Below are 23,738 nucleotides of genomic sequence, written 5' to 3'. Positions count from 1 at the left end.
AACTGTTAATATCAATAGTTTACGACCCATAGAGGATGTCAACAGCTCATCTCATCGCGGTCGGTTCCTCTCCGCTGGGTAAGACAGACCTGCCCGGCCGCGACTTGTTCTCGAGGGCACTGGCCGAGGCGTTCGAGGAGTTGCCCGATCCGGCCGACGTCGTCGACGGCCTGTACGTCGGCGCCCAGTCCGAACGGTACGAAAATCAGATCATGCAGGGAACACTCATGGCCGAGTGGGCCGGCCTGCGGAACGTCCCCGCAGAGCGCGTCGAGGCGTGTGCGGCCGCTGGTGCGCTCGCGCTCAAGAACGCAGTCCGGGACGTTCGGGCGGGCGTCCACGACGCAGTGCTGGCCTGCGGCGTCGAGAAGATGACCGCCGGCGGGACCGAAGGCGCCACGAACGCGCTCGGTGCCGCCTTCGAGCGGGCCTTAGAACAGCGGTCCGGGATCACCGCGCCCGCCACGTACGCCCTGCTCGCGCGGCGATACCTCCACGAGACCGACGCGACGGAACGAGACCTGGGCAGGATCGCCGTGAAGAACCATCGGAACGCGGCGGACAACCCACGAGCGATGTTCCAGCAAGCGGTCGATATCGATACAGTCATGGACGCTCCCGACGTCGCTCCCCCACTGAAACTGTACGACTGTGCGCCGGTTACCGACGGTGCCGCGGCCGTCGTCGTCGCGAACGACGAGGTGGCGGCCGACCTGCAGAGCCGCCCCGACGCGGTCCGCGTGGCCGGCGTCGGCTCGGCGGCCAACAACCTCGCCGTCGCGGAGCGCGACCTGACGTTCGTCGAGGGGGCGAACGTGGCTGCCTCGACCGCCTACGAGGACGCCGGCGTTGGCGCCGCGGATATCGACGTCGCGGAAGTGCACGACGCCTTCACCGTCTGCGAGGCGCTGCTGGCCGAGGCCGCCGAGTTCGCCCCCGAGGGTCGCGGAATCGAGACCGTCGAGGATCCCGGGGACCGGTCGGCGGGCTGGACTGACGTCCAGATCAACACCAGCGGCGGACTGAAGGCCCGCGGGCACCCGATCGGAGCGACCGGGCTGTTGCAGGCGGTCGAAGCCTACGAACAGCTCACCGGACGGGCCGGTAAACGACAGGTAGCCGACGCCGACACCGCGCTTCTCATCAACGAAGGCGGCGTCGCGGACGCCCATACCGTGGCCCACGTCCTGACCGCACAATGACCGAAGAGAGTAACTCACCGATGACAGACACCGATTCCACGACGACGGGACCGCTCGTACCGGAAGACATCACCGCCGACTCGCCGTTCACGCTCCCCGGCTTCTTCGACGCGTTATCTGAGGGCCGGTTGATGGCCGCCCGCTGTACGGAGTGTGATACACACCTGCTGCCGCCTCGTCCCGCCTGTTACGGTTGTGGCAGCCGGGCAGTCACGCTGTCGGAGCAGCCCCGGACCGGCGAGGTGATCTCGTACACGTCGGTCAACCGACCGCCCTCTGCGTTCGACCAGTTGGCGCCGATCACCGTCGCAGTGGTCGAACTCGACTCTTCGGCTCGGCTTACGGGTCGAGTCGCCGCTTCGCTCGAGGACGTCGCCATCGGAGACCGCGTCGAACTCCGAGTCTGTGATCCCGAGGCGGTCGATATCGATCCGGATTTCGACCTGTCCTACGAGGAGGAGTGGCCGATCCACGTCTTCGAGCTGCTGTGAGCGGGCAGAACACTGGCGAGGTCCTTTTGCAACGAAAGCTGGACCGAGAATACGCCGGCTCACGGCCTCCGGCCGTTCGTCGATGTGAACCGCTCGCTCACTGCGGTCGCTCGCGGAGGCCCAGCGGGTCACGCATCGAGTGAATCGAGAGACCGGTATCCGGCGACCTGCCTGGCGCTGCGAGCCGCTCGGTCGCCGGGTGACTCCCTTCGGTCGTCCCCCGGCCGTTGCTCGCTACCGCTCGCAAAGACGCCGGTTCACTCGCCGAGGGCGGGGGATCAAGAGCCGACCGGCGGGAGGCTCGCAGGCGGATGCTACCGCGAACGCTCGCCTGCCCCGTCCCCGGAGGACTTTTCGAGCTACGTCGCGTTCGGGCCACACGTGAGCGACTTCGACGAGGAAGCGGAGCGGCAGCGACTGCGCGAAAAGTACGAGAAGGACGAGGAGCGGCGCAAGGAGACCCAGCAGATGAGCGAACTCCTGCTGAAGGGCGCGACGATGACCAACCGGCACTGCGACGAGTGCGGATCGCCGATATTCCGCTACCAGGGCCAGGCGTTCTGTCCGAGCTGTCAGCGCGTCACCGGCGGAGAGGGGGCGGCGTCGGAGAGCGAGGCCGCCGAGTCGTCGCCGGAAATGACGCCATCGTCGGAGGCTGACGCCGCCAGCCGGTCGGAATCGAACGGCGCGGTCGAGCGAGATTCGACGCCGGCGGTCGGTTCGGTCGAGACCGACGCCCCGGAGAGCGGCAGAAGCGTCGCCCCCGATCCGGAGTCGGATTCGGAACCGGAGCCGAACGCGGCGGCAGCCGCGGAGGTGGGCGTCAGCCCGAAACCGGCTGCGACGAGCGGTCGATCGGCCGACAGCGGTGGAACGCCGCGCGGTCCGTCGACCGCCGTCGGGAGGGCGCCGGGCGCCGCGGACGAGGGGTCGGCGGCGGCGAGCGAACGGACGGCGCGGGACGCGCTGCTGCGGGCGCTGACGCGTCACGCGCAGTTAGCGGAGCGGACGGACGATCCGCGGCAGGCGAAAGCGCATCTGGCGGCCGCGAGAGAAGCCGCCGAAGCGCTCGACGAACTCGAATAGAGGCGATAGCGCCGGCGTCAAGCAGCGAGTGCCCCGGCCAGTTTGAGCCGGACGTACCCCAGATAGGGGATCCGAATCCGGGCGGTCCCGCGGATCCACTCCGATCGGACGGGGCCGGCGATGTTGCTCGCCTGGTCGTACCGCGCGTTCGCGTCGCCCTTCGTGATGAAGCCGTCGTGCGGCGCGGGGCAGTTCGAGAGCTGGCTGCAGTCGTTCGCGTTCATATGCGCCGGGTTCGCCCGGTCGTACCAGTTCTCACCCTCCTCGACGTAGAAGTGCGCCCGGTGGATGATCGGCGAGCCGATCCGGTCGGGCGGGTCGTAGATCACCACCGAGCCGTTGCCGCCGAAGCTCCGATACCCCTCCTCGCTACCGATTTCGACCGTCACGACGCCGGTGTCACCGTAGGCGTAGTCGGGGGTGAACCGCTCGGGCTCCGTGACGAAGATCAGGTCGCCGCGGGACATCTCGGGTTCCATACTGCCGCTCTCGACGGCGACCATCGGGGGCCAGACGCCGCTGATCGCAAAGAGGAGGAAGCCGACGGCGGCGACGGCGAGCGCGCTGTAGAGCGTCTCGCGGACGAAGAGCAGCGGACCGCTCTGTGCCGTCCGAAAGCGTGTCAGGAAACTCACGTCGCGGTCGGCGGCCCGCGTTCCGGGTCGCGGCCGGGGGCGGCTGTCGGAGTCGCGGCGGGAGTCGACGGTCCCTGGAGGGAGGCGGGTCGCCTCGCCGTCGTCGACGGCGTCGGGGCGATCGGTCGGTCCCGGTTCGCCCCGATCGGACCCGTCGTCGGTCGGGGGCGTCGCCGTCTCGCCCGAAGGTCCGTCCTGGCCCGAAGGCCCGTCCTCGCGCTGAACCGGGTCCGGTCGACCGGGCGCGTTCGCATCTCCCTCGTCGTCCGTCATCTACCCCGTTTTCTTCGCCGCCGCGTTTCAACCTTCTGGGCCGTGCCGGGATCGGACGCGACGCCCCGGGCTCGTTCAGTACGCTTTTCTTCCGCTGCCCCGTTCGGTCGGTGTGCCTCTGGAGACGCCGGTTCGCATCGTGCGGGAACTCGCAGCGCGGGGATACAACGCCGAGCAGGCGGCCGTGACGCTCATCGCGAGCACCGAACGACCGGGGCGAACGCTCGAACGGGTGGTCGAACACGTCGACGACGCCGCACTTCGGATCACGGCTGGAGACGTCCGCGGCGCACTCGGTGATCCGGCAGTCGAAGACCCCCCTGTTTCTACTGGAGAACCGGCATCGAACCGGACGACAGAGGATGACGATCGAAGAGATACGTCTCCAGAAGAAACGTCGGAAACGGCCTCGGGCGTCGGCGGAGAGCGCTCGCCCCGGAACGATACCGACGGCGGGGTCGACACGTCGACGTCGGCGGTCGCGGGCGGGGGTCGCACGGCCGCTGGAGGCGGCCCGGAACACGGAAGTCCAGCGGCGTCGCGGACCGCCGATCCCTCGCTCCGGTCGCTGGAAGTCGACGGCGACGTGACCGGCCAGAGCACCGGCACGGGCGAGTACGGCGACTTCGTGAAGGTGTTCAGAGACCGCTACGAGAAGCTCTCGAAACAGCTCCGCGGGCGGGTGAACCACCGGCCGGCGACGGCCATCCAGTCGATGAGCGGCGGGACCGACGCGGCGATGGTCGGCCTCGTCAACGACATCCGCTCGACGAAGAGCGGCCACTGGCTCGTGGAGTTGGAGGACACGACCGGAACGTTCCCGTGTCTGGTGATGAAGGACCGGGAGTTCGCCGGCTTCGTCGACGAACTGCTGCTCGACGAGTGCATCGCCGTCGAGGGGACGCTCTCGGACGACGCGGGAATCATGTTCGTCGATTCGATGCACTTCCCGGACGTGCCGCGGACGTACTCGCCGAACACCGCGGACAGACACGTGCAGGCGGCGCTGGTCTCGGACATCCACGTCGGCAGCCAGGAGTTCGAGGCCGACGCCTGGACCCGGTTCGCCGACTGGCTCCACACCGAGGAGGCCGAGCGCGTGGAGTACCTCCTCATCGCGGGCGATATGGTCGAGGGAGTCGGCGTCTACCCCGATCAGGACGAGGAACTCGACATCGTCGACATCTACGAGCAGTACGAGCGGTTCTCCGAGCATCTCAAGGACGTCCCCGGCGATATGGAGATCCTGATGATCCCGGGCAACCACGACGCGGTCCGCCTCGCCGAGCCGCAGCCGGGGTTCGACGAGAACCTCAGGGAGATTATGTCGGCGCACGACGCCCGCATCACGGGCAACCCGTCGCTCGTGACCGTCGAGGGCGTGAGGGTGCTGATGTACCACGGCGTCTCACTCGACGAGGTCATCGCCGAGTTGCCCGAGGAGAAGGCCAGCTACGACGACCCGCACAAGGCGATGTACCAGCTGCTGAAGAAGCGCCACGTCGCGCCGCAGTTCGGCGGGAAGACGCGTCTCGCGCCCGAGGAGAAGGACTACCTCGTGATGGAGGAAGTGCCGGACGTGTTCCACACCGGCCACGTCCACAAACTCGGCTGGGGCAAGTACCACGAGGTGCTCGCGGTCAACTCGGGGTGCTGGCAGGCCCAGACCGACTTCCAGAAGTCGGTCAACATCGATCCCGACGTCGGCTACGCACCGATTCTCGACCTCGACACGCTCGACATGACCGTGCGGAAGTTCGCCTGATCGGCCGTCGGCCGGGGAACGTAACGCTCGTCGATCAGTCGCCGGGGCGGAACCGATACCGGGTCGTCGCCTCGCCGTCGAAGCGCGGTCCCGATCCGACGGCCTCGAAACCGGCCGCTCGCGCGGCCGCAGCCGCGTCCGCGTCCGAATCCGGAACGACGAACGAGACGTCGAACCCCTCGTTGACGGCGAATCGAACTGGCTCCGCGAGGAGTCGCTCGGCCACGTCGGCGTCTCCGGCGAGTTGCGTCACGTGCACCGTCCCGTCACGGACGTCGAACGCGACGAAACCGAGCACTGACTCGTCTGCCGCGCCGGCGACGTCGTCCCCGTCGGACGCGACGTCGGCGTTCGGTCCCGGGTCCGACGCCGGTTCGACCGCGAGTCGGACCGTCCGGTCGTGGACGACGTTCCGCAGCGCGTCCGCGGGGAGATCGACGATCGCTCCGAGGGTCTCGGCGTCCGCCTCGACGGCGTCGCGGACGTCTAGGTCCATAGGTCCCTGTTCGACCGAGCGGTGGTTAAACTGACGCCGGGTGTCGCGTCGGCGGTCGGCAGTCGGTGGTCGGTGCTTCGAGCGAAGGCGTGGGACGACTCGGGGGTCGACCAGCGCGAGAAATTCGGCAACCGTTGGGCCGGGAGACAAGATTTTACACTCCCCCCCGCAAAGAGCGCCTATGTCAGAGCACCACTCGCAGTTCCGTCTCGTTCGTCGACAGGAGGGCCGACCGTGCGCGTAGTCGCGAAGTTCGGGGGGACGTCCCTGGGTAGCGGCGACCGGATCAATCGCGCCGCCGACTCCATCGCCGCGGCCGTCGAGGAGGGTCACGAGATCGCCGTCGTCGCGAGCGCGATGGGGAACACGACGGACGCACTCTTAGACGAGATCGAGTTCGAGGCCGAAGACCGCGACCGCGCGGAGATCGTCTCGATGGGCGAGCGGACGAGCGTCCGGATGCTCAAAGCGGCGCTCGCAGCCCGCGGCGTCGACGCGATGTTCGTCGAACCCGGCGGGGAGGACTGGCCGATCATCGCGAACGACCTCGGCGAGGTCGACGTCGAGGAGACGAAGCGCCGCGCCGCCGCGCTCGCCGCCGACCTCGACGGCGTCGTCCCGGTGATCACCGGCTTCCTGGCGCAGAACCTCGACGGGGAGATCACGACGCTCGGCCGCGGCGGGTCGGACACGACGGCCGTGATGCTCGGCCGGTACATGAACGCCGACGAAGTCGTCATCGTCACCGACGTCGAGGGAGTGATGACGGGCGATCCGCGCGTCGTCGAAGGCGCACGCAACGTCGGGCGGATCACCGTCGACGAACTCCGGAACCTCTCCTTCCGCGGCGCGGAGGTGGTCGCGCCCTCGGCGCTCTCGTACAAGGACGACGACCTCGACGTTCGCGTCGTCCACTACCAGCACGGGGACTTACTCACCGGTGGAACGCTCATCGAGGGCGAGTTCGAGAACCTCATCGATATGCAGGAGGACTCGCTGGCGTGCATCACCGTCGCCGGGCGCTCGATCCGCAACAGTCCGGGCATCCTCGCGGACCTCTCCCAGGCGCTGCGCGAGGCGGAGATCAACATCGACGCAGTCGCCTCCGGGATGGACTCGGTGACGTTCTACGTGAACGAAGACCGCGCCGAAGAGGCCGAGAACCTGCTGCACGCGAAGGTCGTCGACGATCAGACGCTCTCCTCGGTCACCGTCGACGACGACGTCGCGGTCATCCGCGTCACCGGGGGCGAACTGCCGAACCGACCCGGCGTCATCCTCGACATCGTCCAGCCGATCTCGGAGGCCGGCATCAACATCCACGACGTCATCACCTCCGCGACGTCCGTGGCCATCTTCGTCGCGTGGGACGACCGCGAGGAGACGCTCGAAATCGTCCAAGACGAGTTCTGAGCCGAGTTCGAGCGTCATTCCCCGATCCCAAGCCTGATCCGTCTCCCGGATCAGGTCGGATACAGAGTACAAATGGGATTCTTAGACTCTTTCGGCGCGTTAGTCAGTAGTATCATCGCGGCGCTCGTGATGCTCGTGTTCGCCATCCTCAGTTTCTTCGTCACCGTGTTCATCGTGCAGGTGGGCGCGGGGTTAGCGGGGTACTCGCCGAGCGGGGACTTCGTGGTGCTGTCCGCGGCGCTACTGGCGACGGGCGCGATCGTCGCGGGCGCGACGCCGATGTCGAGCCTCGGCGGAATTGCGGAGTAAGGAAGCGTCGAACGGGCGGAAAAGCGACTGTTTATCGACCCTCGTAGAGCCGCGAGCCGATCCGCTCGGGGAGCCCGGCCTCCTGAACCGCCTCGACGACCGAGTCGACGTCGTACTCGACACGTCGCTCGTCCACCGTGAGATCCTCCAGGTCCACCAGCGCGTACGCGGCCCGCGGGTCGCTGTCGCGCGGTTGCCCGACGCTACCGGGATTCATCACGACGCCCTCGTCGAAGAGGCGGTGTCCCTGCACGTGCGTATGGCCGGTCACGAGGACGTCCTCGTCGCCGAGCATCGACGCCGAGAACTCCTCGGGGTAGGTGTACCGGTCCGGGTCGTCGGGGTGGCCGTGGACCAGTTTCAGTCGGCCGTCGAGGACGGTCCGGCTATCGGGGAGGCCCGCGAGCCACCCGAGCGCGTCGTCGTCGAGTGCTTCTCGGGCGTGTTCGACGCCCGCGGCCGCCATCGAGTTGAATCGGAACGTCGTATCCGAGGCGACCGCGCGGTCGTGGTTCCCCATCACCGTGGGAATCTCTCGCTCGCGGACGGCGGCGACGCACTCCGCGGGCCAGGGGTTGTAGCCGACGACGTCGCCGGCGCAGACCATCGCGTCCGGTTTCACTCCGCTGTCGCCGGCGAGATCGTCGAGGACGGCGTCGAGTGCGACCTTGTTCGAGTGAATGTCGGAGAGGACGGCGACCTGCATACGCGGACGTACACGTGCGGCGGACAAAAGTCACCGTCCCGAAGAGACGGGCCGGACGCGTCTATCCGTTGTAGAAGCCGACGTCGACGTCGCCGTCGTCGTACGTGACGCCCGCCGCGCAGACGGCGTGTTCGTAGTCGAGGTCGTAGGCGTCCCGCGCGATGTCGGCAGGGTCGGCAGCGGCGTCGGACGAGAACTCGATCGGCGTCGGCGCGTCCTCCTCGTAGGTGGCGACGAGAGTGGCCTCGTCGACGGAGTCGACGAGCAGGGCGTCCCGGCGGACGATACCGACGTACGATTCCTCGCCGACGACGCCCGCGACGCGGGGGGTATCGTAGTCGTCCTTCTCGTAGTCGAGCGCGAGGAGCGCCGACGCGAGCGCGTCCCGCGCCGGGTAGCCGAGGTCGAGTTTCTCCGCGATCGGATCGACGTGGGATCCGTTGCCGACGACGACGCCGTCGCCGCCCTCGCGGACGCAGTTGTAGGAGACGTACGGGTTGTCGTTCTCGGGCGCGTCGGGCGTCGGCGCGACCGTCAGCGTCCCGTCGCGGGCGACGACCTGTCGGTTGGGAAACGAGCGGGAGGAGACGCGGTACGCGCCGAAGTCGGGCGCGACGATCACGAACCGTCCGATGTACATACGCGAACGTGGCCAAGACCGGGATAAATAGGTAGTGGATTGTGCACGAACGGGCAGCGACGACCCGACCGATGCCGATTCGCTCGACACCGGCGGCAGTCGTTCACTGAGAAGACCGTTCAGTCGTCGTTCGCGAGGCTATCTCGGTGACGTCGGCGGAAGCGTGGAAACGTTCTTTTTCCTACATTACGATGGATCGCTCGGGACGGTCCCCGCAAACGACGCCCTCGACGCAACTGGAGACAGCGAAGCGGCGGATTCGGATACCGCATCGACCGAACGGCCGTCCGCGACGAGCACTGATCGGGACAGTGACGTCGACCGGTCTCGGCTGATTCGCTTTCTCGGCGCGTTACTCCTGCTCGTTCTCGGGTTCGTCGTCGCCGCTCGGCTGACGAACGTCCGGATGGTCGCGCTGGCCCCGCTGTATATGTTCACGCCCGCAGTCGCCGCCGCAGTGACGGTGTTCACGGCGGCGGTGTCGGTAGGGGACGTCGGCGTTCGGATCAGCCGCCTCCGCTGGCACGTCGCCGCCGTCGTGACTGTCCTCGCCCTCGTCGCGGTGGCGCTCGTGATCGCGCTCGCGGTGGCGCTCGTGATCGCGCTCGCGGTGCCCCGGCATCTCTTTCGACGGCACCGCCGATCCGACGCCGGGACTCCCTCTCCCGTCGGGTGCGCTCGGCGTCCTCGCGCTCGTGGCTCTGACGGTCGGTGCCGGCGTGACCGTCAACGCCGTCTTCGCGCTCGGCGAGGAGTTCGAGTGGCGGGGGTACCTCCTGTGGGAACTCGCGCCGCTGGGGTTCTGGCGCGCGAGCGTGGCCATCGGCTTCCTGCGGGGTGTTTGGCACGCGCCGGTGATCCTCGACGGCTACAACTACCCGTCGTTCCCGCTCGTCGGCGTCGCGGCGATGACGGCCGCGACGGTGGCGTTCTCGCCGCTGTACACGTACTTCGTCCTCCGGGCCCGCTCGGTCCTCGCCGCGGGGTTCTTCCACGGCGTGTTCAACGCCGCCGGCGGGACGCTGCTGGTCTACACCGACGCGACCGACTCGGTTCTCGGAGAGCTCGTCGCGAATCCGGTAGGACTGGCTGGCATCGCCGCGTTCGTCCTCTCGACTGCGTCGCTCGTCGCGGTCGGGACCCCGTCGCTGAGTCGCGCTGAACTGACCGGTGAGACCCGACGCCCAAGGAAGAGCGAGGCGAGTGAGGAGGACGAGATCGAGACGTGATGAGGGTGCAACCGACGAGAGAAGTGCGTGGCGGCCAGTCCAGCCGGGCCTGCGACCGACGAATACCGCGATACGAAAAGAGGAGACTTCGCAACACTCATATGGAGCCACGGGTTACGAGAGGGTACACAGCCGACGAACGGCGTCGGCGTCGATGCAGTCCCATGGGGTAGTGGCCAATCCTGAAGCCTTCTGGGGGCTTCGACCCAGGTTCGAATCCTGGTGGGACTACTTCTCACGTATCGATTCGCCGGTGAGCGACGCAGCGCTCCCTGTTACTCGTGATGCCGGCGGGGTAGCTATCTGATTCTGTGGAGAAACACGGTACGAAGCCGGTGGGGCAGAGCGTTCAAAAGAGTGCGAAAAGAACCCCGACGAACACGACCAGACCCAGAAGGTAGCCGAGAACCACGAGCGTGTTTCGCCGCGGCGCACCGGGAGCCGTCCCGGGGAGGTGGATCGAGACGCGTTTGGCCCGCGCGGTCATCAGGCGGCGTCGGAATCGTCCGGCGTCGACGTATCCGACGAGGCATCACCGGTATCGCTGTCCGGGTCGTCGCCGGTGTCGGCAGACTGCTGGGCGTCCGTCTCGTCGTCGCTCGCGGGATCCGCCTCCGAATCCGCTACCTCGCCGGCGGTCGGTTCCGGTCCGGATTCGGTCTCCCCGTCGGAATCGGGTGATTGCTCGGTGTCGACATCGACCGACTCGGTCGATTCCGGTTCCTCGGACGGGGTTTCACCGTCCGGCGGCGACGCGCTCTCGTCGTCGGGCGCCTCAGTCTCGTCTTCCGGCGTCTCAGTCTCGTCTTCCGGCGTCTCAGTCTCGTCTTCCAGCGTCTGAGCCTCGTCTTCCGGCGTCTCAGTCTCGTCTTCCAGCGTCTGAGCCTCGTCTTCCGGCGTCTGAACTGCATCCGCCTCCGGCGGGTCAGCCGTCTCAGAGGCCGGTGCACCCATCGCCCCCTCGCTAGAGGCCGTCTCGCCGTGTCCGACCGTGCCGTTTTCGTCGGGCGAGAGGACGCTACCGGCCGAATCGTTCCCGGTCGGAGACACGGGTTCCACGAGGGTGTCGTTTCGCTCCGTGGAGTTGTCGCCGAGGTCCCCCTCGTCTGGCGCAGTTTCGTTCCCGGCGTCCGCGAGTCCGAACGCGGTGGGGCCGACCGGTTCCGCCGGTCCACTGCCGAGGCCGATCGTGACGGGGTCGGGGCTCGGCACGTCGGCGCTGAAGCCGACCGAAACCGACTCCTCGTCCGACAGCAGGGCGACGGACAGTCCGCCGGCGAAGCCGGCAGTCGCCGAGGCGAACAGCACGAGCAGCGCACAGACGACCGCGAGCGTCTTACTCATCGCCCACCTCCGCGTTCCCGCTCCCGTCCGTGAGAGCAGGAGCCGGGGGACTCCGCGTGGCGGATCGGGCCGCTCGCCACGCGGCCACCGTCACCGATCCGGCGAACAGCAGGCCGAGCAGTCCGCCCGTGAGCGCGCCGACGGAAACGGGGTTCGGGGCCGCCGCGACGGCGAACTCGCGGTACACGTTCCACCCCGCGTAGGCGAACAGCGCCGCCATCGCCAGGAGCGTGAGCTTCAGGTCGACGGCGGCGACCGCGACGGTCCCGCCCGATTGCGGCGCGGTGGCCTCGCTGAGGCCTCCGGAAGTGACTTCGGCGTCCGAAGCGACCCCGCCGGCGTCGGTGGCGGGCGTATCGACATCTGCCACGGACGACGCGTCGGCCTCGGGTCCCGTCTCCCCGGACGCGTCGGCCTCCGGCTCCCTGCGGGCCCACGCGAACAGTTCGCTCACGCCGAGCAGCACCAGCGGGGCGACGACGAGGGAGACGTATCCCACGGGCGTGTTCGCCCACAGGATGACGTGGCCGACGACCGGGATCACGAGGACGGTTCGCCCGATGATCGCCCCGGGGCCGACCAGGCCCGCGTCGACGTTCTCGTTGGCGTCGCCCTTCGTCTCGTAGCCGCCGTCGCGTTCGCCGACGACGCGGTGGGTCGTCGGCACGCTGTCGCCGCCGGTGCGGTAGGTGATTACGTCGCCGACCCGCACGGGCGCGGAGGCATCGACGATCACGACGTCGCCGGGCGACAGCGCCGGTTCCATACTCCCGGAGAGGACGACGAACCCCTCGTCGGCTCCGATGGTCTGCGGGACCGCGAAGACGACGAACGGCGAGACCGCCGCGAGCAGGACGAGCGTCGCGAGCAACTTCCCGGCGCTCGGCACCGACGGCGTCGGGACGCGGGTCATCGGTCACCTCCGACCGGATCCGTCTCCGGTTTCCCGCCGCGGCCACCGCCTCCGCCGTTCGTTTCGTCGGTGTCACCGCTCGTTTCGTCGGGGCCGCCGCTTCCGCCAATCGTTCCGCCCCGACCGCCGCCCCCGCCGTTCGTGAGCGAGGGGTCGGTGCATCCGGGGCAGTCCGCCGCCGATTCGGTGGTGCAGATGCAGACGGTGACGTGGCTGATTCCTTTGCCGTCGGGCGCGTAGACGAGCCCGTCGTCGTCGCTGCCGGGGAGATCCGCGGTATCAACGAGGGTGTCGTCGTCGCGGTCGTACTGCTCGAAGCCGGGGCCGCCCTTGACGGCGACCGTGCAGAGTCCGGGGACGGCGGCGGCGCTATCGGCGAGGTTCACGAGGCGGAAGGCGACGCCGAGCGTCTCGCGCTCGCCGTCTTTGTCCGCCGTGTCGTAGATCTCCAGCCCGTAGTCGGTGTCTCCCTCGGTGAACGCGTACGTTCCCGGCTCGACGTAGCTGTCGCCGAGTCCGGGTTGCGTGTCGTCCTCGAACTCCAGTTTCCCGAGCGTTCGGCAGCACGGACACGGGTCCGCGGGCGGACACGGCGCCGTGTCCCGGCCCGCGAAGGGGTTCTCCGGCGTCGTGTTCCGACACTGGATCGCCGAGAACCACAGGGGCACGTCGACCGTCTCGCTGCCGACGTAGCCGGCGAGCTCGTACTCGGCGAGCAGGCAGACCTCGTCGGTCAGGCAGTCCGCCTCGGTCGTGGTCGGGTCGCCGTCGACGCGGTATCCGTCGCGGAGACCGTCGGCGACCTCCCGGAGCGATCCGCGGGCGATCCGCTCGATCGGGGTTCCGGAGTCGCAGTCGGCGTACGACAGCGTCAGCCGGATCGCCTCGCCGAGCGCCGTCGACGCGGGCACGGGACAGTCCGTCGCGAGCCACAGCGCCGCGGGGTTGTTGACCGCGTCGCCCCGCTGGGGGAGCGCGAACGTGAGGAGCATACTCCCCGCGTCGCCGTCCGCGCCGAGGGACTCGATCGGGAGCCGAACCCGCGGACCGTCGACGGTGCCACTCCCGTCGGGGGCGTCCGCGCCGGGGCCGCTCAGCAGTTCGTACTCGACGACCAGGTCGACGGTGCCGGCCGTGATCGACGCCTCGAACCGCTCGGCGTCCCGGAACATCGCTGCCGTCCCGGTCCCCGTGAGTGCGCCCGCACCGCCGGCGGCGGCCAGCGCTGTCAGCACGCGGCGGCGACTCAGTATCATCGCGCACCTCCGACGAGGAAGGGGCTGTCGCCGTCGCAGGCGCCGCCGACGAAGGAGAAGTCGAAGCCGAGGGAGTCCCCCTGCGCTCGGTTCCCCGTTTCGATCGGGAGTTCCCAGCGGAGCGCGACGCACCGCAACGATCCCGGAGCGAGGCATTCGATCGCGAGCAGTCCCTCGTCGTCGCCGGCGTCGGCCGTCGGTGCGAACGCCTCCGCGAAGGGAGACGGAGCGACGAGCGGCGATTCGAGCGCCTCGTCGAACTCCTTCGTGCCGTTGCAGCTCCCCAGGGGCGAGCCGTCGAGCCACATCTCGACGACGGCGTCCTCGTCGAGTTCACCGTCGTCCTCCGTGTTATCCCCGGCGGCCCGTTCGGGGCCGTTCACGCCGTTTTCGCCGTCTTCAGTCAGCGACGCGCGGAACCACACGTCGAGCGGTTCCGCGCCGCTGCCGTCGACGACTTCGAGGCCGACGACGAGCGTGCCCGTGTCTCCGGGGAGCACGTTCCCCACGGAGAGGACCGGGCCGCTCGCGTCGGTCACGAAGGTCGCCTCGTCGACGTACGCGGGCCCGGTATCGGGATCGAGCGTCGCCTCGAGGCTGTCGTTCGTTCCGGCGTGGTTCGCGACGAAGCCGCCGTTGTATTTCTCGTACCAGGCGATACGGAGCCGTCGGTCGTCCGTGTCGTCCTCCGGTGCGGCGTAGGTGTACTGGGAGAAGCGGGGCGCGTCCCGGCGGAGGGAGAACCCTCCGACGGCGAGCGCGCCGCCGCCGATTCCCGTCAACAGTTCCCGACGTGTGAGTGTCATTGTCAGTTGTCCCGGATACGCCGGGTCGGTCGGTGGATCGGCACCCGATCCGTGTTCTGTGGGCGATACGGCAGCGGCGGTCATAGGTATGGATCGGCTTCGCGACCGATACGGCGCCCGTACTCCGCGGCATGGCGTCGTTACCGGGGTGATCGTTCGGAGCGAACGGCCGACTGCGGTGCTGGGGACGTTCCGCAGCATCGACAGCGACAGCCGGTGTCGGTCGTCGTCGGTGTCAGTTTCCGGTGTCAGTCGAGTTCGCCGGCGCGGGCTCGGGCGTCGCGAACGGCGTGTCGTTGTGCCGCGACTGCTCGACCTCGAAGCCGAAGTCGAAGCCGATCGAGTCGGACTGCACCTCGTTGCCGACGTCGGCGGGGAGCGTCCACTCGAAGCCGATGCACTGGGTCGTCGCGCCCGGGTACGGCTGGAGACCGTCCTCCTGTCTGTTCCCGTCGAGGATGATACCGTCCGAGAGCTGGGCGAACACCTCCGCCATCGTCCCCTCGGCGATCTTCTGTTCGCCGCCGAGAACGATCTGGGCGATCTCCGCGTACACCGTGTCGAGGTCCGCCGGGTCCGGCGCGACGAACGCGTCGTCCGGGGAACTCGCGAGGAATTGCAGGAGCGACGTGTTCGCGCTCCCGAGCGCGATCGTGAAAAGCCGAATTCCGGCTCCCTTGGCGGCGTTCGCTGCCGAGATTGCAGCCGACGCGGTCGAGTTGCCGTCGCTCAGCAGGATCATCACTTTCGACGCGCCGGGGGTGGCGTTCGTCCCGTTGAGCAGTTCGTCCGCGCCCTCGTCGATCCCGGCCGCGATGGACGTGCCGCCGCCGGCGCTGTAGTCGTCGATCGCGTCCTTGACGGCCTGATAGTCGGTCGTCAGTTCCTGATCCGTCGTGGCGCCGTTGTTGAACGAGATCGCGGCGGCCTCGTCGGGCGAGGAGAGGTTGTCGACGAAACTCGTCGCGGCCGTCTTCAGCGACGAGAGCGCCGATCCGCCCATCGACCCGGAGACGTCGGAGACGAGCGCGACCTCCAGTTCCTGCTGCTGACCGGTGCCGGTCGGCTCGAAGACGTTGTCGCAGTCCTCGTCGTACCAGACGCAGACCTCGATGGCGTCGGCGAGTTCGCCGATCCCGTCGGCGTCCTCGCCCTCGGCGTCGATCTCGGGTTCCGTCTGGCCGTTCTCGTCGTTGCCGGTGAGTTCGCCCACCATCCGGAGGTATCCGGGGTTGTCGCAGATGTGGATGCTCACCGTCACCTCGCCGGAGTCGCCCGGTTTGACGTCCGAGATGGTGAACATCGGGATCCCGTCGCCGTTCTCGAGGTACTCGTCGGCCTCGGGGCTACAGAAGTCGAACTGCTCCCCCTGGACGAGATCCTCCCATTCCTGCATATCTGCGGGCGAGGGCGCCTGCGCGAGGAGGTACCGGCCCGTCGATTCGTCGTCTTCGATAATCTCCTCGGCGTCGGGGTAGCCCATCGCCCTGACGGCGTCGAGCCGGCCCGGGCCGCCGAGGTACGTCGCCTTGTAGTCGAGTTTCAGGTCGAGGGTCCCGGCCTGCAGCGTGTTGTCCGCGAACTCCTCCTCGTCGGAGAAGAACGCGCTGGTACCGAGACCGGTACCGGCGGAGGCGATGCCGACCGCTCCGAGGCCCGCGAGGACGCGGCGCCGAGAGAGGTTGTACAGCGGTAGTTCGTCGTCTGGTGTCATTGTCTTGATTCGATCGTCTGTGTCGTGGTCCGTGCGCGGTGCTGTCCTCCCTTCCCAGATGGAGGGAGAGAACCCACCGGGGGAGTCGAACCCCCGTTACCGCCGCTGTGGGTCGTGCTCACGGTTCAGGCGGCGAGCTCCGGGCCGGAGCCGTCGTTGTGGCGCTCCTGCTCGGTGTAGAAGCCGAGATCGAAGCCGAGCGTGTCGCCCTGGATCTCGTTGCCGACCTCGAACGGGAGCTCCCACGACAGCGCGACGCAGTGCATCACGCCGTCGCCGCGGAACGCCTCGCGGTCCGGGTCCGTCGGGTCGTCGTTCAGCTCGTCGTAGATCGTCGCGCGGTTGCCGTCGAGCGGGACGCCGTTTCCGTCGGCCAGCGCGGCCAGGACGTTGTCGAGGGTGTCCTGCATAATGACCTTCTCTGCGACCGTCTGAGCGGCGAGGTTCCCGAACACGCTCGGGACGTTGAGCGGATCGTCGACGTCGTTGAAGAACGCCGGGTCGCCGCCCGACCCGCCGGCGGGGCCGGCCATCGCCTGGAGCACGCCGTCGTTCGCACTGCCGACGGAGATGGTGTAGACGTCCGTCTCCGGGGACGGGGAGGCCGCTCGGGCGTCGTCCGCGGCGTCCTGCGGGGACGCGAAGGACGTGCTCCCGCCGCCGTTGAACGATTCGCCGTCCGAGAGGACGATGTTACGCTTCTCCGCGCCGGAGCGGCCGTTGGCCGCGAGTTCGTCCTGCGCGTCGTCGACGCCCTCGCCGATGTACGTCCCCGTCGCGATCGAGTTCGCGTTCGAGAACGGGTTCGGGTCGCCGTCGCCGTCGAAGGGCGTCGAGCCGGGTCCGCCGCTGACGACGTTGGCGAGTTTCTCTCGGAGTCCCGACAGCGCGCCGTCGACGACCGAGAGGTCCGTCGTCATCGCCTGGAGGATACCGGTCCGGGGCTCGGAGTCGTCGCTTCCCTCGCCGTCGAAGTACGCGACGCCGACCTTGGCGTCGGCGTTCTGCGACTGCAGGTAGTCGACGAACTGGCGGGTCCCGAGTTCGACGAGGTCGATCTTCGTGGTCTCCGGGTGGGTCGTGCCGTTGATCTGGATCTCGTCGTCGCTGACGACGCCGCCGTACTGGTCGTACAGCATCGACCCGGAGAAGTCCAGCGTCAGCATAATGTCGACCGGATCGGCGCCGTCGTAGACGTTGTCGCAGTCCTCGTCGTACCAGAGCGTCGCCTGGATCGCGCCGGCGAGGTCCGGGAGGTTGTCGGGGTCGACCGCCATCTCGGGCTCGGCGTGGATTCCGCCGGACTCGGAGACGTTGTCGGCCTGCATCCAGAGGTAGCCGGGGTTGTCACAGAGGTGCAGCGAGAAGGTGATCTCGCCGGAGTCGCCGGGCTTCACGTCGGTGAACTGCACCAGCGTGTCCATCTCCTCGCCGGTGACGGGATCGACGCCGAAGTTCGCCTCGGAGAGCGGCGGGATGTTCTCGCAGTTCAGCACCGGGATGTTCGCGCCGTTGCTGTCCTCGTCGTCCTCGTCCGGGAAGTCGCTGTAGCGGAGCTGCCCGGCGTCGTTGTCGGCCGCGATGGACTGTTCGCCGTCGCCGTCGTGGTCGGGGTGGGCGCTGACGAAGGTGTGGCCGTCGCCGAAGTCGTAGGTCTGCTGCCAGTCGACGAGCAGGTCGAGCTCGCCCGCGACGAGCGAGTTGTTCGCGAACTCCTCCTCGTCGGAGAAGAACGCGCTCGTGCCGAGGCCGGTGCCCGCGGAGGCGAGGCCGACGACGCCGATTCCGGCGAGCATCTTGCGGCGCGATAACGTGTACTGTTTGGGATCGTTGGTCATTGGTTTTGGTCCGTGTGGTCGGGAATGTTTGGTGTGGTGGGGTGGTGTCTCACCCCCGCGGGCCGGTCAGGGTCGCGGAGGGTGTCAGGTGTCGATTACTCGACGCTGCTGTCGACGGCGGCGCTGCTGTCGACGGCGGCGCTGCTGTCGACGGCGGCGCTGCTGTCGACGGCGGCGCTCACTCGACGCTGATGTCGAAGGCGACGCCTTCCTCGCTGCCAGAGTAGTCGCCCTGGACGTCGACGGTGACGTCGCCGGAGATCGCGAACGCGTTCGCGACGTCCGCGGCGTCGGTGTCGAAGACGAGGTAGGTGACCTCGCGGCCGGACCCGTCGTTGCTGGCCGAGATCGCGTCGGGGCCGCTGAGGGTGACCGGGACGCCGTCGAGGTCGAGCGCGAGGTTCGCGACGCTGACGGTGGCCTCGTCGGCCTTCGTCGTGATCGCGAGTTTGCCGCTCGGCGCGGGGATTCCGCTGCCGACGTTCACGCCGTCGAGGGTGAACGAGGCGGTACCGCTGCCGTCGTAGGCGTAGCTGAACGACACCGTGTCACCGGGCGTCCAGACGTAGTTGGCCGTGTCGGCGCTCCCGACGTCGGGGCCGACGGCGACTTCCCACGAGCCCGAGGGGCCGTTGTTACCGAATCGGCCGCGGGCGAAGGAGGTCTCCTGCTCGGTGGCGAACTCCTGTTGCTTGGCGAAGCCCTCGCCCGTCCGGGTGGTGACCGTCGGCGTGCAGGGGTTCGTCGTGCCGTCGTTGTGGCGGGCCTGCAGCGCGTGGAACTCCAGCGCCATCGTCAGCGAGTCGGACTGAATCTCGTTGCCGACCTCGTACGGGATCTCCCAGAACAGGCACAGGCACGCGCCGGTGATGTATGCTTCTTCGTCTCCGACGACCTCCTCGTCGTACGGGGACTGCTCGCCGGGGGCGAGACCGGCGACGCCGTCGCCGTCGAGGGCCGCGCCGTTCGCGATGGCCGCGAAGACGTCGACGAGCGATCCGGAGACGATCTCCTCGCCCTCGACGAGCTCCTCGTCGTCGATGTCGCAGTAGGAGAGCCGGGCGACGATGCTGTCGCCGAGCTCGCCGAGCTCGGGCGTGTCGTCGACCGCGCTCTCGGGCTCGGTGATTCCGTTTTCGGCCTGGGAGAGGTCACCGCACGCCCACATGTAGGCGGGGTTGTCCACGATGTCGAAACAGAACTCGACGTGACCGGAGTCGCCCGGCTTCACGTCCTGGAGGTCGTAGAACATTCCCGCGGGCGACCCGTCCTGGGTTCCCATCGCGGCGTCGGCCATATTCTCGACCGTGTCGCCGCTGTCGTAGGAGGCCTCATAGCGGACGCGCAGGTCGAGCGTCCCGGCCGTCAGGGTGTTGTTCTCGAAGCTCTCCTCGTCGCTGAAGTACGCGGAGGTACCGAGACCGGCACCCGCGGAGGCGAGGCCGACGGCACCGAGACCGGCGAGCATTTTACGGCGTGAGAGGCTGTACAGTTGGGGTTCGCTGTCTTGCGTCATTGGTTTGTCCTCCCGTCGGACCGTGAGACCGTCACCGGTCGTTTCGGGACGAATTACCCCACAGCTCGGGGGGTATTACCTATGCACCGATTCAACGGTTTTGAACCTCGAAACGGCCGTTTTCAGGGTCACGTTACGCGATTCGGCGGCCGGATACGAGGGCCGTACCGCCGCGTATAGCGGCCGTACCGGGAGAGATGGGAACGCGTACCGGTCAGCTTCGCCACGCATACCGGCCGGGTCCGCCGCGCATACCGATCGGTCCGGCACACGTACCGATGCGGAGGGATCAGACCTCGGTTCCGTACGGTGAGCGTGCCGATCGGAGCGAAACGATAGTCCGTCCATGGCTATACTCCGCGATTGCCTCTGAGAATTCGATGTTCCAGCGGTCCGTGCTTCCGGAAGTGGAGGTGTACCAGGTACTGAGTAACGCGCGCCGGCGGGAGACGCTCGCCGAGCTGTGGGCCCACCCGGAAGCGCTCTCGCTGCGTGAGCTCTCCGAGCGGATCGCGGCGACAGAGTCCGGTCAGAGCCCCGCGCCGCGGGCGCTCCGCGAGAGCGTCTACAACGCGCTCCATCAGACGCACCTCCCGAAGATGGCCGAGCTCGGCCTCGTCGTGTACGATCCCGACCGAAAGCTGGTATCGGTGTGTCCGCAGGCCGGACACCTCGGGCGGTATATGGACGTCACCACGCGGGCGGGCGTGACCTGGGGCGAGTACTACCGCGCGCTCGGCGTCGTGGGACTGTTCACGACGGTCGCGTCGCTCGCCTCCGTCCCCGGCTTCGCCGCCGTCGACCCGCTCGTCCCGTCGACGGCGTTCCTCGTGTGCTTCGCCCTTTCGACAGCCTACCAGCTGGCGGCCGCGCGACTCGGCGCGCGCGGTCGATTCGCGCGGTTCCGGGCCCGCGTCTTCTGATTCTATCGGACGTCCTGCGCTGAAAAGTTCTCGGTGCCCGGTAGACGAACGACGGCACAGACGGACGTCTGACGGCACGGGTTCTGCCCCCGATCGTTCGGTCGAGAGGGCGTGTCGGGAGCGTTCGAGAAGACGACGGAGGGTACGCCGCTCGGAGGCGATCCGGGATCAACTGTGGAGGCGACGCTGGATGCACGCGCAAGTCGCCAGTCGGAACGGCCGCGGGGCCAGTCGGAACGTGTTATCGGAGCGTCCGGAAGCGTCGCAAAAGTCCCAGTTCCGCCGCCGAAAAAGTCGATATCCGGTGCCGCCGAAGAACCGTCGCGCCGTCACGCCGCAGCGGCCACGGCCCGCGCGTCGGTCTCGAAGAGCCGGGCGTCGCAGTCGGCACAGGTGGCCGCGACGACCTCGTATTCGCGGCAGCAGGAGCTCACCGTCTCGGTCCCGAGTCGGATGTCGCCCTCGCAGACGGGGCAGGTTTCGAGACAGGCGCGGACCGCAGAGAGCGTCCGGCCGCGGGCGGCGTCCGGCACCGACGCCCACTCGTCGGTCCACGCCGAGAGCGTGCGGTGGGCGGCGAGGTCGGCGACGAACGCCGCCCGCGACTCCCACTGCCCGAGTATCGAACCGTCGACCAGGACGCGCCACGACGCACCGCCGGCGACGAACGACACGCGATCTGGGGCGACAGCGAGCAGATCGGCCGCGGCCGCTGTCATCGCCGCCTCGGTGTCGAGGTCGAAGGCGGCCGTCTCGAAGCGACGCTCGAAGCTCGGTGCGAGCGCGACGTCGTCGCCGTCGTCGACGACGACCCCGGACCGATCGAGAAACGACACGACGTCGAAGTCGGCATCGTGGGTGGGGATCGGGGTGCCCCCCTTCCCGAACCACGCGAGCACGCGGCCGGGGAGGTATCGCTTCGTGAGTTCGGGCGTTCCGGGGACGAGGTAGCCGCGAGCGTAGATGCTCGCGAGCGACCCGGCAGCGACGGCGGCGGCGACTGGGAGCGAGACGAGTGCCACCGCAGCGGTGAGCGCCGCCGCGAGAACGAGGTTGACGACGGTGCAGGGGAGACACCGGTTGGCACCGGTGTACTCCGGGCGGCGAATTCGTGTCAGTATCGATATAGATGGTTGTCGATTCATCTCTCTCCTTCCGATAAGGCCATCGAAACCCATAGGTATGATCGGCATATCCGCCGTGAGGCCGGCGGTACGGTGGAGGGCGAGCTACTGGGCGTTTACGAGTTCACATCTACCGATCACGTCTGAATCGCGGTCAGTTGCAATCCCTACGTCCCCACAAACGGGCAGTTACTCCGCCAGTACCCCGACGAGTGACCGTGGTTAACGCCACCGTATTCCATGATAGATAGATTCATATTCGTATCCGTCAATAGATCGGTATGAAACGCGGGGCACAGATATCAAAAACCAAAGAGAACGCCGGCAGTTCGGACACCCCGACGGACCGTGAACTGTCTACGGAGACGGTCTTCGAGACGCTGAGCAGTCGGCGTCGTCGGTACACCCTCCATTACCTGGCGCAGGTGGACGATTCGGTGACGGTCCGCGACCTCTCCGAGCAGATTGCGGCCTGGGAGAACCGGATCGAGCGGCGGGCGGTGACGCCGAAACAGCGAAAACGGGTATACACCGCGCTCCACCAGACCCACCTCCCGACGATGGATCGACTCGGCGTCGTCGAGTACGACAAGAACCGGGGAACGATCACGATGACGGACCACGTCCGGGCGTTCGACATCTACCTCGACGTGGTGCCCCGAGACGACATCCCGTGGAGTCAGTTCTACCTCGTACTGGGAAGCGTCCTGTCGGCTCTGGTCGTGGTCGCCGCGCTCGGATTCGCTCCGTTCTCGTACGTGGGCGGATTCGGGTACGCGCTGTTCGTCGCCGCCGCGTTCACCGTCGCCGGCTGCGTCCACACGATCCGCGACCGCCGGACGCTCATCGGAAACACCGCGACGCCGCCGGAGGTCGAGCCCCCGCGAGAACTCGCCGAGGAAGCGTAACCATCCGGGACTGTCGATTGTGCCGCTCTCCGCCGTGATCTCACGTCCGAGAGCGACCGCGATAGTCGCGTTCGAAATTGGTCACGTACTCGATCGCACGACAGCGTGTGATCGGCGAGTGAGTAGTTGCAAACCAGACTGTACCGCGGAAGCGTGACTCGACGTCCGGGAGAAAATCGCGTTCGGTATCGAATGGTGCCGTTCGATCGCGCTATCTGGAATCAGACACGTTCGACCGCCTCCCCATCGGTGTGGGCCGACGTCGGTTCGGCGGCCTCTCTGAGTTCGTCTTCGATCTGGTCACGTCCGCGCTTGAATTCGCCCATCGCCTGCCCGGAGGAGCGAGCGAGTTTCGGGAGTTTGTCCGCGCCGAACAGCAGGACGACGAGGAGGAGGACGACGAGCAGTTCCGGACCGCCTGGGATGCCGATAAACGCCGGTAGGAGTATGTCCATACCACCGGGAAGGACAGGAACGGAGATAACTATGGCTGCCCTACCGATCCGCCGTTCGGCGCGATGGTCCCGTTCGACGCGGTCGTTCGAACAGCCTGGGGCGCTCGCGCGAAACAGGCACGAACACGGCGGCTCACTTCTCGACGACGAGCAGCGCCACCCGTTCGAGTACCAGCGCTTCGAGGTCGCCGTCGACGACGTCGAGTTCCGCGTCTGAGACGTCGAAAAACTCTCGCACGCGTTCGGGGTCGTAGTCGCCGAGCGTCGCTTCGACGCCGTCGAGGACGCGGTCACGGATCGCCTCCGCCGCTGCGCGTTCGTTCGGAGGCGGCCCGTCTCTCGGGTCCGCGTCAGCGGCGTCGACGAGGACGACGACGCGGTTTTCGCCCGGCGAGACGCCGAGTTCGAGCGCGTTCGTGATCTGCCGGCGACCGGCGGCGTACAGGAGGATCTCGACCGCGCGCTCGCGGGCGACGTTCTCGCCCCGCTCGAACGCCCGGTCCGCCAGTTCGACGGCGCGTTCGAGGTGACGCTCGCTCACGACGTACCGCGCGTCGAAGGCCTGGATCGTCGTGTCGGTCGACGAGGCGATCTCGTCGATGGCGGCGACGAACGCGTCGACGTCGTCGACGTCGACCGTCCCCTCCACCAGTTTCATCGCAAACCCCCCCGGTCGTCCGCCGACGGCGTCCTCGT

The 23,738-nt window shown here is 67.9% G+C and carries 25 protein-coding genes and 1 tRNA gene; 10 read left to right on the top strand and 16 right to left on the bottom strand.

Features of this window, described 5'->3' with window-relative positions; translation table 11 throughout:
* Window positions 1-35: 35 nt before the first annotated feature.
* The 3 genes from NO876_RS00255 (at window position 36) to NO876_RS00245 (ending at window position 2,779) form a co-directional block, all read left to right on the top strand.
* The gene (locus tag NO876_RS00255; RefSeq protein ID WP_256419673.1) at window positions 36-1,202 is read left to right on the top strand and encodes a thiolase C-terminal domain-containing protein; all 1,167 of its coding nucleotides are present in this window, start codon (window positions 36-38) and stop codon (window positions 1,200-1,202) included.
* A complete protein-coding gene (locus tag NO876_RS00250) occupies window positions 1,199-1,693 on the top strand; it encodes a Zn-ribbon domain-containing OB-fold protein (RefSeq protein ID WP_256419672.1) in 495 nt (164 codons plus the stop codon). Before NO876_RS00255 ends, NO876_RS00250 begins: the two co-directional genes overlap by 4 nt.
* 381 nt (window positions 1,694-2,074) lie before the next feature.
* Window positions 2,075-2,779, top strand: a complete 705-nt coding sequence (locus NO876_RS00245; RefSeq protein ID WP_256419671.1) for an Sjogren's syndrome/scleroderma autoantigen 1 family protein — start codon at window positions 2,075-2,077, stop codon at window positions 2,777-2,779.
* A gap of 17 nt (window positions 2,780-2,796) precedes the next feature.
* On the opposite strand, the gene NO876_RS00240 is transcribed toward NO876_RS00245, so the two are convergent.
* Window positions 2,797-3,687 (bottom strand): S26 family signal peptidase, encoded by an 891-nt coding sequence (locus NO876_RS00240; RefSeq protein WP_305882794.1) that lies wholly within the window; start codon window positions 3,685-3,687, stop codon window positions 2,797-2,799.
* Between the two features lie 112 nt (window positions 3,688-3,799).
* On the opposite strand from NO876_RS00240, the gene NO876_RS00235 reads away from it, so the two are divergent.
* Entirely contained in the window at window positions 3,800-5,452 is a 1,653-nt protein-coding gene (locus tag NO876_RS00235) for a DNA-directed DNA polymerase II small subunit (protein ID WP_256419670.1), read from the top strand.
* Window positions 5,453-5,486: 34 nt separating this feature from the next.
* Here NO876_RS00235 and NO876_RS00230 read toward each other — a convergent pair whose 3' ends face one another.
* Window positions 5,487-5,948, bottom strand: coding sequence for a hypothetical protein (locus NO876_RS00230; protein WP_256419669.1), 462 nt, complete (start codon window positions 5,946-5,948; stop codon window positions 5,487-5,489).
* 234 nt (window positions 5,949-6,182) lie between these two features.
* Here NO876_RS00230 and NO876_RS00225 point away from each other — a divergent pair, with 234 nt between their 5' ends.
* Window positions 6,183-7,361, top strand: a complete 1,179-nt coding sequence (locus NO876_RS00225) for an aspartate kinase (RefSeq protein WP_256419668.1) — start codon at window positions 6,183-6,185, stop codon at window positions 7,359-7,361.
* Window positions 7,362-7,433: 72 nt separating this feature from the next.
* Window positions 7,434-7,670, top strand: coding sequence for a hypothetical protein (locus NO876_RS00220; protein WP_256419667.1), 237 nt, complete (start codon window positions 7,434-7,436; stop codon window positions 7,668-7,670).
* A gap of 31 nt (window positions 7,671-7,701) precedes the next feature.
* Here the strand turns inward: NO876_RS00220 and NO876_RS00215 are convergent, their stop codons facing one another.
* From NO876_RS00215 to NO876_RS00205, 3 genes are all read right to left on the bottom strand, one after another.
* The gene (locus NO876_RS00215) at window positions 7,702-8,376 is read right to left on the bottom strand and encodes a metallophosphoesterase family protein (RefSeq protein WP_256419666.1); all 675 of its coding nucleotides are present in this window, start codon (window positions 8,374-8,376) and stop codon (window positions 7,702-7,704) included.
* Window positions 8,377-8,437: 61 nt separating this feature from the next.
* Window positions 8,438-9,016 carry an IMP cyclohydrolase gene (locus NO876_RS00210; RefSeq protein ID WP_256419665.1) on the bottom strand — a complete coding sequence of 193 codons (579 nt, stop codon included), beginning with the start codon at window positions 9,014-9,016 and terminating at the stop codon, window positions 8,438-8,440.
* 352 nt (window positions 9,017-9,368) lie between these two features.
* Complete coding sequence (locus tag NO876_RS00205; RefSeq protein WP_256419664.1) at window positions 9,369-9,638, bottom strand: hypothetical protein; 270 nt, start codon at window positions 9,636-9,638, stop codon at window positions 9,369-9,371.
* A gap of 73 nt (window positions 9,639-9,711) precedes the next feature.
* Here NO876_RS00205 and NO876_RS00200 point away from each other — a divergent pair, with 73 nt between their 5' ends.
* Window positions 9,712-10,245 (top strand): CPBP family intramembrane glutamic endopeptidase, encoded by a 534-nt coding sequence (locus NO876_RS00200; RefSeq protein WP_256419663.1) that lies wholly within the window; start codon window positions 9,712-9,714, stop codon window positions 10,243-10,245.
* A gap of 158 nt (window positions 10,246-10,403) precedes the next feature.
* Window positions 10,404-10,476 (top strand) — tRNA-Gln (locus tag NO876_RS00195).
* Window positions 10,477-10,594: 118 nt separating this feature from the next.
* Here NO876_RS00195 and NO876_RS00190 read toward each other — a convergent pair.
* The 8 genes from NO876_RS00190 to NO876_RS00155 all read right to left on the bottom strand — a co-directional run bounded on the left by NO876_RS00190 (window position 10,595) and on the right by NO876_RS00155 (window position 19,632).
* A complete protein-coding gene (locus NO876_RS00190) occupies window positions 10,595-10,732 on the bottom strand; it encodes a hypothetical protein (RefSeq protein ID WP_256419662.1) in 138 nt (45 codons plus the stop codon).
* Window positions 10,732-11,589 (bottom strand): hypothetical protein, encoded by an 858-nt coding sequence (locus NO876_RS00185; protein WP_256419661.1) that lies wholly within the window; start codon window positions 11,587-11,589, stop codon window positions 10,732-10,734. The genes NO876_RS00190 and NO876_RS00185 overlap by 1 nt, the downstream gene beginning before the upstream one ends.
* The gene (locus NO876_RS00180) at window positions 11,582-12,502 is read right to left on the bottom strand and encodes a signal peptidase I (protein ID WP_256419660.1); all 921 of its coding nucleotides are present in this window, start codon (window positions 12,500-12,502) and stop codon (window positions 11,582-11,584) included. Before NO876_RS00180 ends, NO876_RS00185 begins: the two co-directional genes overlap by 8 nt.
* Window positions 12,499-13,758, bottom strand: coding sequence for a SipW-dependent-type signal peptide-containing protein (locus NO876_RS00175; protein WP_256419659.1), 1,260 nt, complete (start codon window positions 13,756-13,758; stop codon window positions 12,499-12,501). Before NO876_RS00175 ends, NO876_RS00180 begins: the two co-directional genes overlap by 4 nt.
* Window positions 13,755-14,564, bottom strand: a complete 810-nt coding sequence (locus tag NO876_RS00170; RefSeq protein WP_256419658.1) for a hypothetical protein — start codon at window positions 14,562-14,564, stop codon at window positions 13,755-13,757. The genes NO876_RS00175 and NO876_RS00170 overlap by 4 nt, the downstream gene beginning before the upstream one ends.
* 235 nt (window positions 14,565-14,799) lie before the next feature.
* On the bottom strand, window positions 14,800-16,278 hold the full coding sequence (locus NO876_RS00165; RefSeq protein WP_256419657.1) for a vWA domain-containing protein: 1,479 nt from the start codon (window positions 16,276-16,278) through the stop codon (window positions 14,800-14,802).
* Window positions 16,279-16,403: 125 nt separating this feature from the next.
* Window positions 16,404-18,116 (bottom strand): vWA domain-containing protein, encoded by a 1,713-nt coding sequence (locus NO876_RS00160; RefSeq protein ID WP_256419656.1) that lies wholly within the window; start codon window positions 18,114-18,116, stop codon window positions 16,404-16,406.
* A gap of 178 nt (window positions 18,117-18,294) precedes the next feature.
* Window positions 18,295-19,632, bottom strand: a complete 1,338-nt coding sequence (locus NO876_RS00155; RefSeq protein ID WP_256419655.1) for a choice-of-anchor W domain-containing protein — start codon at window positions 19,630-19,632, stop codon at window positions 18,295-18,297.
* A 380-nt stretch (window positions 19,633-20,012) separates the two neighbouring features.
* Here NO876_RS00155 and NO876_RS00150 point away from each other — a divergent pair, with 380 nt between their 5' ends.
* Window positions 20,013-20,555, top strand: a complete 543-nt coding sequence (locus NO876_RS00150; protein WP_256419654.1) for a DUF7344 domain-containing protein — start codon at window positions 20,013-20,015, stop codon at window positions 20,553-20,555.
* A gap of 329 nt (window positions 20,556-20,884) precedes the next feature.
* Here the strand turns inward: NO876_RS00150 and NO876_RS00145 are convergent, their stop codons facing one another.
* Window positions 20,885-21,700, bottom strand: a complete 816-nt coding sequence (locus tag NO876_RS00145) for a DUF8054 domain-containing protein (protein ID WP_256419653.1) — start codon at window positions 21,698-21,700, stop codon at window positions 20,885-20,887.
* A gap of 260 nt (window positions 21,701-21,960) precedes the next feature.
* Here NO876_RS00145 and NO876_RS00140 point away from each other — a divergent pair, with 260 nt between their 5' ends.
* On the top strand, window positions 21,961-22,587 hold the full coding sequence (locus NO876_RS00140; protein WP_256419652.1) for a DUF7344 domain-containing protein: 627 nt from the start codon (window positions 21,961-21,963) through the stop codon (window positions 22,585-22,587).
* A gap of 221 nt (window positions 22,588-22,808) precedes the next feature.
* Here NO876_RS00140 and NO876_RS00135 read toward each other — a convergent pair whose 3' ends face one another.
* Window positions 22,809-23,042 (bottom strand): Sec-independent protein translocase subunit TatA/TatB, encoded by a 234-nt coding sequence (locus tag NO876_RS00135; RefSeq protein ID WP_305882793.1) that lies wholly within the window; start codon window positions 23,040-23,042, stop codon window positions 22,809-22,811.
* A 133-nt stretch (window positions 23,043-23,175) separates the two neighbouring features.
* Window positions 23,176-23,700, bottom strand: coding sequence for a KEOPS complex subunit Cgi121 (gene cgi121 / locus NO876_RS00130; protein ID WP_256419651.1), 525 nt, complete (start codon window positions 23,698-23,700; stop codon window positions 23,176-23,178).
* Window positions 23,701-23,738: the final 38 nt, after the last annotated feature.

The sequence above is a fragment of the Halobellus rarus genome (assembly GCF_024494595.1).
Taxonomy (GTDB): Archaea; Halobacteriota; Halobacteria; order Halobacteriales; family Haloferacaceae; genus Haloquadratum; species Haloquadratum rarum.
Note: the sequence above shows the minus strand (reverse complement) of the source record. Positions and strands in the feature narration are given on the sequence as shown.

Bases quoted from the DNA above. Each gene is read 5' to 3' on its own strand.
- NO876_RS00185 (WP_256419661.1), bottom strand. From the start codon at position 11,589: ATGAGTAAGACGCTCGCGGTCGTCTGTGCGCTGCTCGTGCTGTTCGCC.
- NO876_RS00255 (WP_256419673.1), top strand. From the start codon at position 36: ATGTCAACAGCTCATCTCATCGCGGTCGGTTCCTCTCCGCTGGGTAAG.
- NO876_RS00240 (WP_305882794.1), bottom strand. From the start codon at position 3,687: ATGACGGACGACGAGGGAGATGCGAACGCGCCCGGTCGACCGGACCCG.
- NO876_RS00210 (WP_256419665.1), bottom strand. From the start codon at position 9,016: ATGTACATCGGACGGTTCGTGATCGTCGCGCCCGACTTCGGCGCGTAC.
- NO876_RS00230 (WP_256419669.1), bottom strand. From the start codon at position 5,948: ATGGACCTAGACGTCCGCGACGCCGTCGAGGCGGACGCCGAGACCCTC.
- NO876_RS00180 (WP_256419660.1), bottom strand. From the start codon at position 12,502: ATGACCCGCGTCCCGACGCCGTCGGTGCCGAGCGCCGGGAAGTTGCTC.
- NO876_RS00165 (WP_256419657.1), bottom strand. From the start codon at position 16,278: ATGACACCAGACGACGAACTACCGCTGTACAACCTCTCTCGGCGCCGC.
- NO876_RS00205 (WP_256419664.1), bottom strand. From the start codon at position 9,638: ATGCCGGGGCACCGCGAGCGCGATCACGAGCGCCACCGCGAGCGCGAT.
- NO876_RS00220 (WP_256419667.1), top strand. From the start codon at position 7,434: ATGGGATTCTTAGACTCTTTCGGCGCGTTAGTCAGTAGTATCATCGCG.
- NO876_RS00250 (WP_256419672.1), top strand. From the start codon at position 1,199: ATGACCGAAGAGAGTAACTCACCGATGACAGACACCGATTCCACGACG.
- NO876_RS00145 (WP_256419653.1), bottom strand. From the start codon at position 21,700: ATGAATCGACAACCATCTATATCGATACTGACACGAATTCGCCGCCCG.
- NO876_RS00135 (WP_305882793.1), bottom strand. From the start codon at position 23,042: ATGGACATACTCCTACCGGCGTTTATCGGCATCCCAGGCGGTCCGGAA.
- NO876_RS00190 (WP_256419662.1), bottom strand. From the start codon at position 10,732: ATGACCGCGCGGGCCAAACGCGTCTCGATCCACCTCCCCGGGACGGCT.
- NO876_RS00155 (WP_256419655.1), bottom strand. From the start codon at position 19,632: ATGACGCAAGACAGCGAACCCCAACTGTACAGCCTCTCACGCCGTAAA.
- NO876_RS00175 (WP_256419659.1), bottom strand. From the start codon at position 13,758: ATGATACTGAGTCGCCGCCGCGTGCTGACAGCGCTGGCCGCCGCCGGC.
- NO876_RS00170 (WP_256419658.1), bottom strand. From the start codon at position 14,564: ATGACACTCACACGTCGGGAACTGTTGACGGGAATCGGCGGCGGCGCG.
- NO876_RS00215 (WP_256419666.1), bottom strand. From the start codon at position 8,376: ATGCAGGTCGCCGTCCTCTCCGACATTCACTCGAACAAGGTCGCACTC.
- cgi121 (WP_256419651.1), bottom strand. From the start codon at position 23,700: ATGAAACTGGTGGAGGGGACGGTCGACGTCGACGACGTCGACGCGTTC.
- NO876_RS00140 (WP_256419652.1), top strand. From the start codon at position 21,961: ATGAAACGCGGGGCACAGATATCAAAAACCAAAGAGAACGCCGGCAGT.
- NO876_RS00160 (WP_256419656.1), bottom strand. From the start codon at position 18,116: ATGACCAACGATCCCAAACAGTACACGTTATCGCGCCGCAAGATGCTC.
- NO876_RS00150 (WP_256419654.1), top strand. From the start codon at position 20,013: ATGTTCCAGCGGTCCGTGCTTCCGGAAGTGGAGGTGTACCAGGTACTG.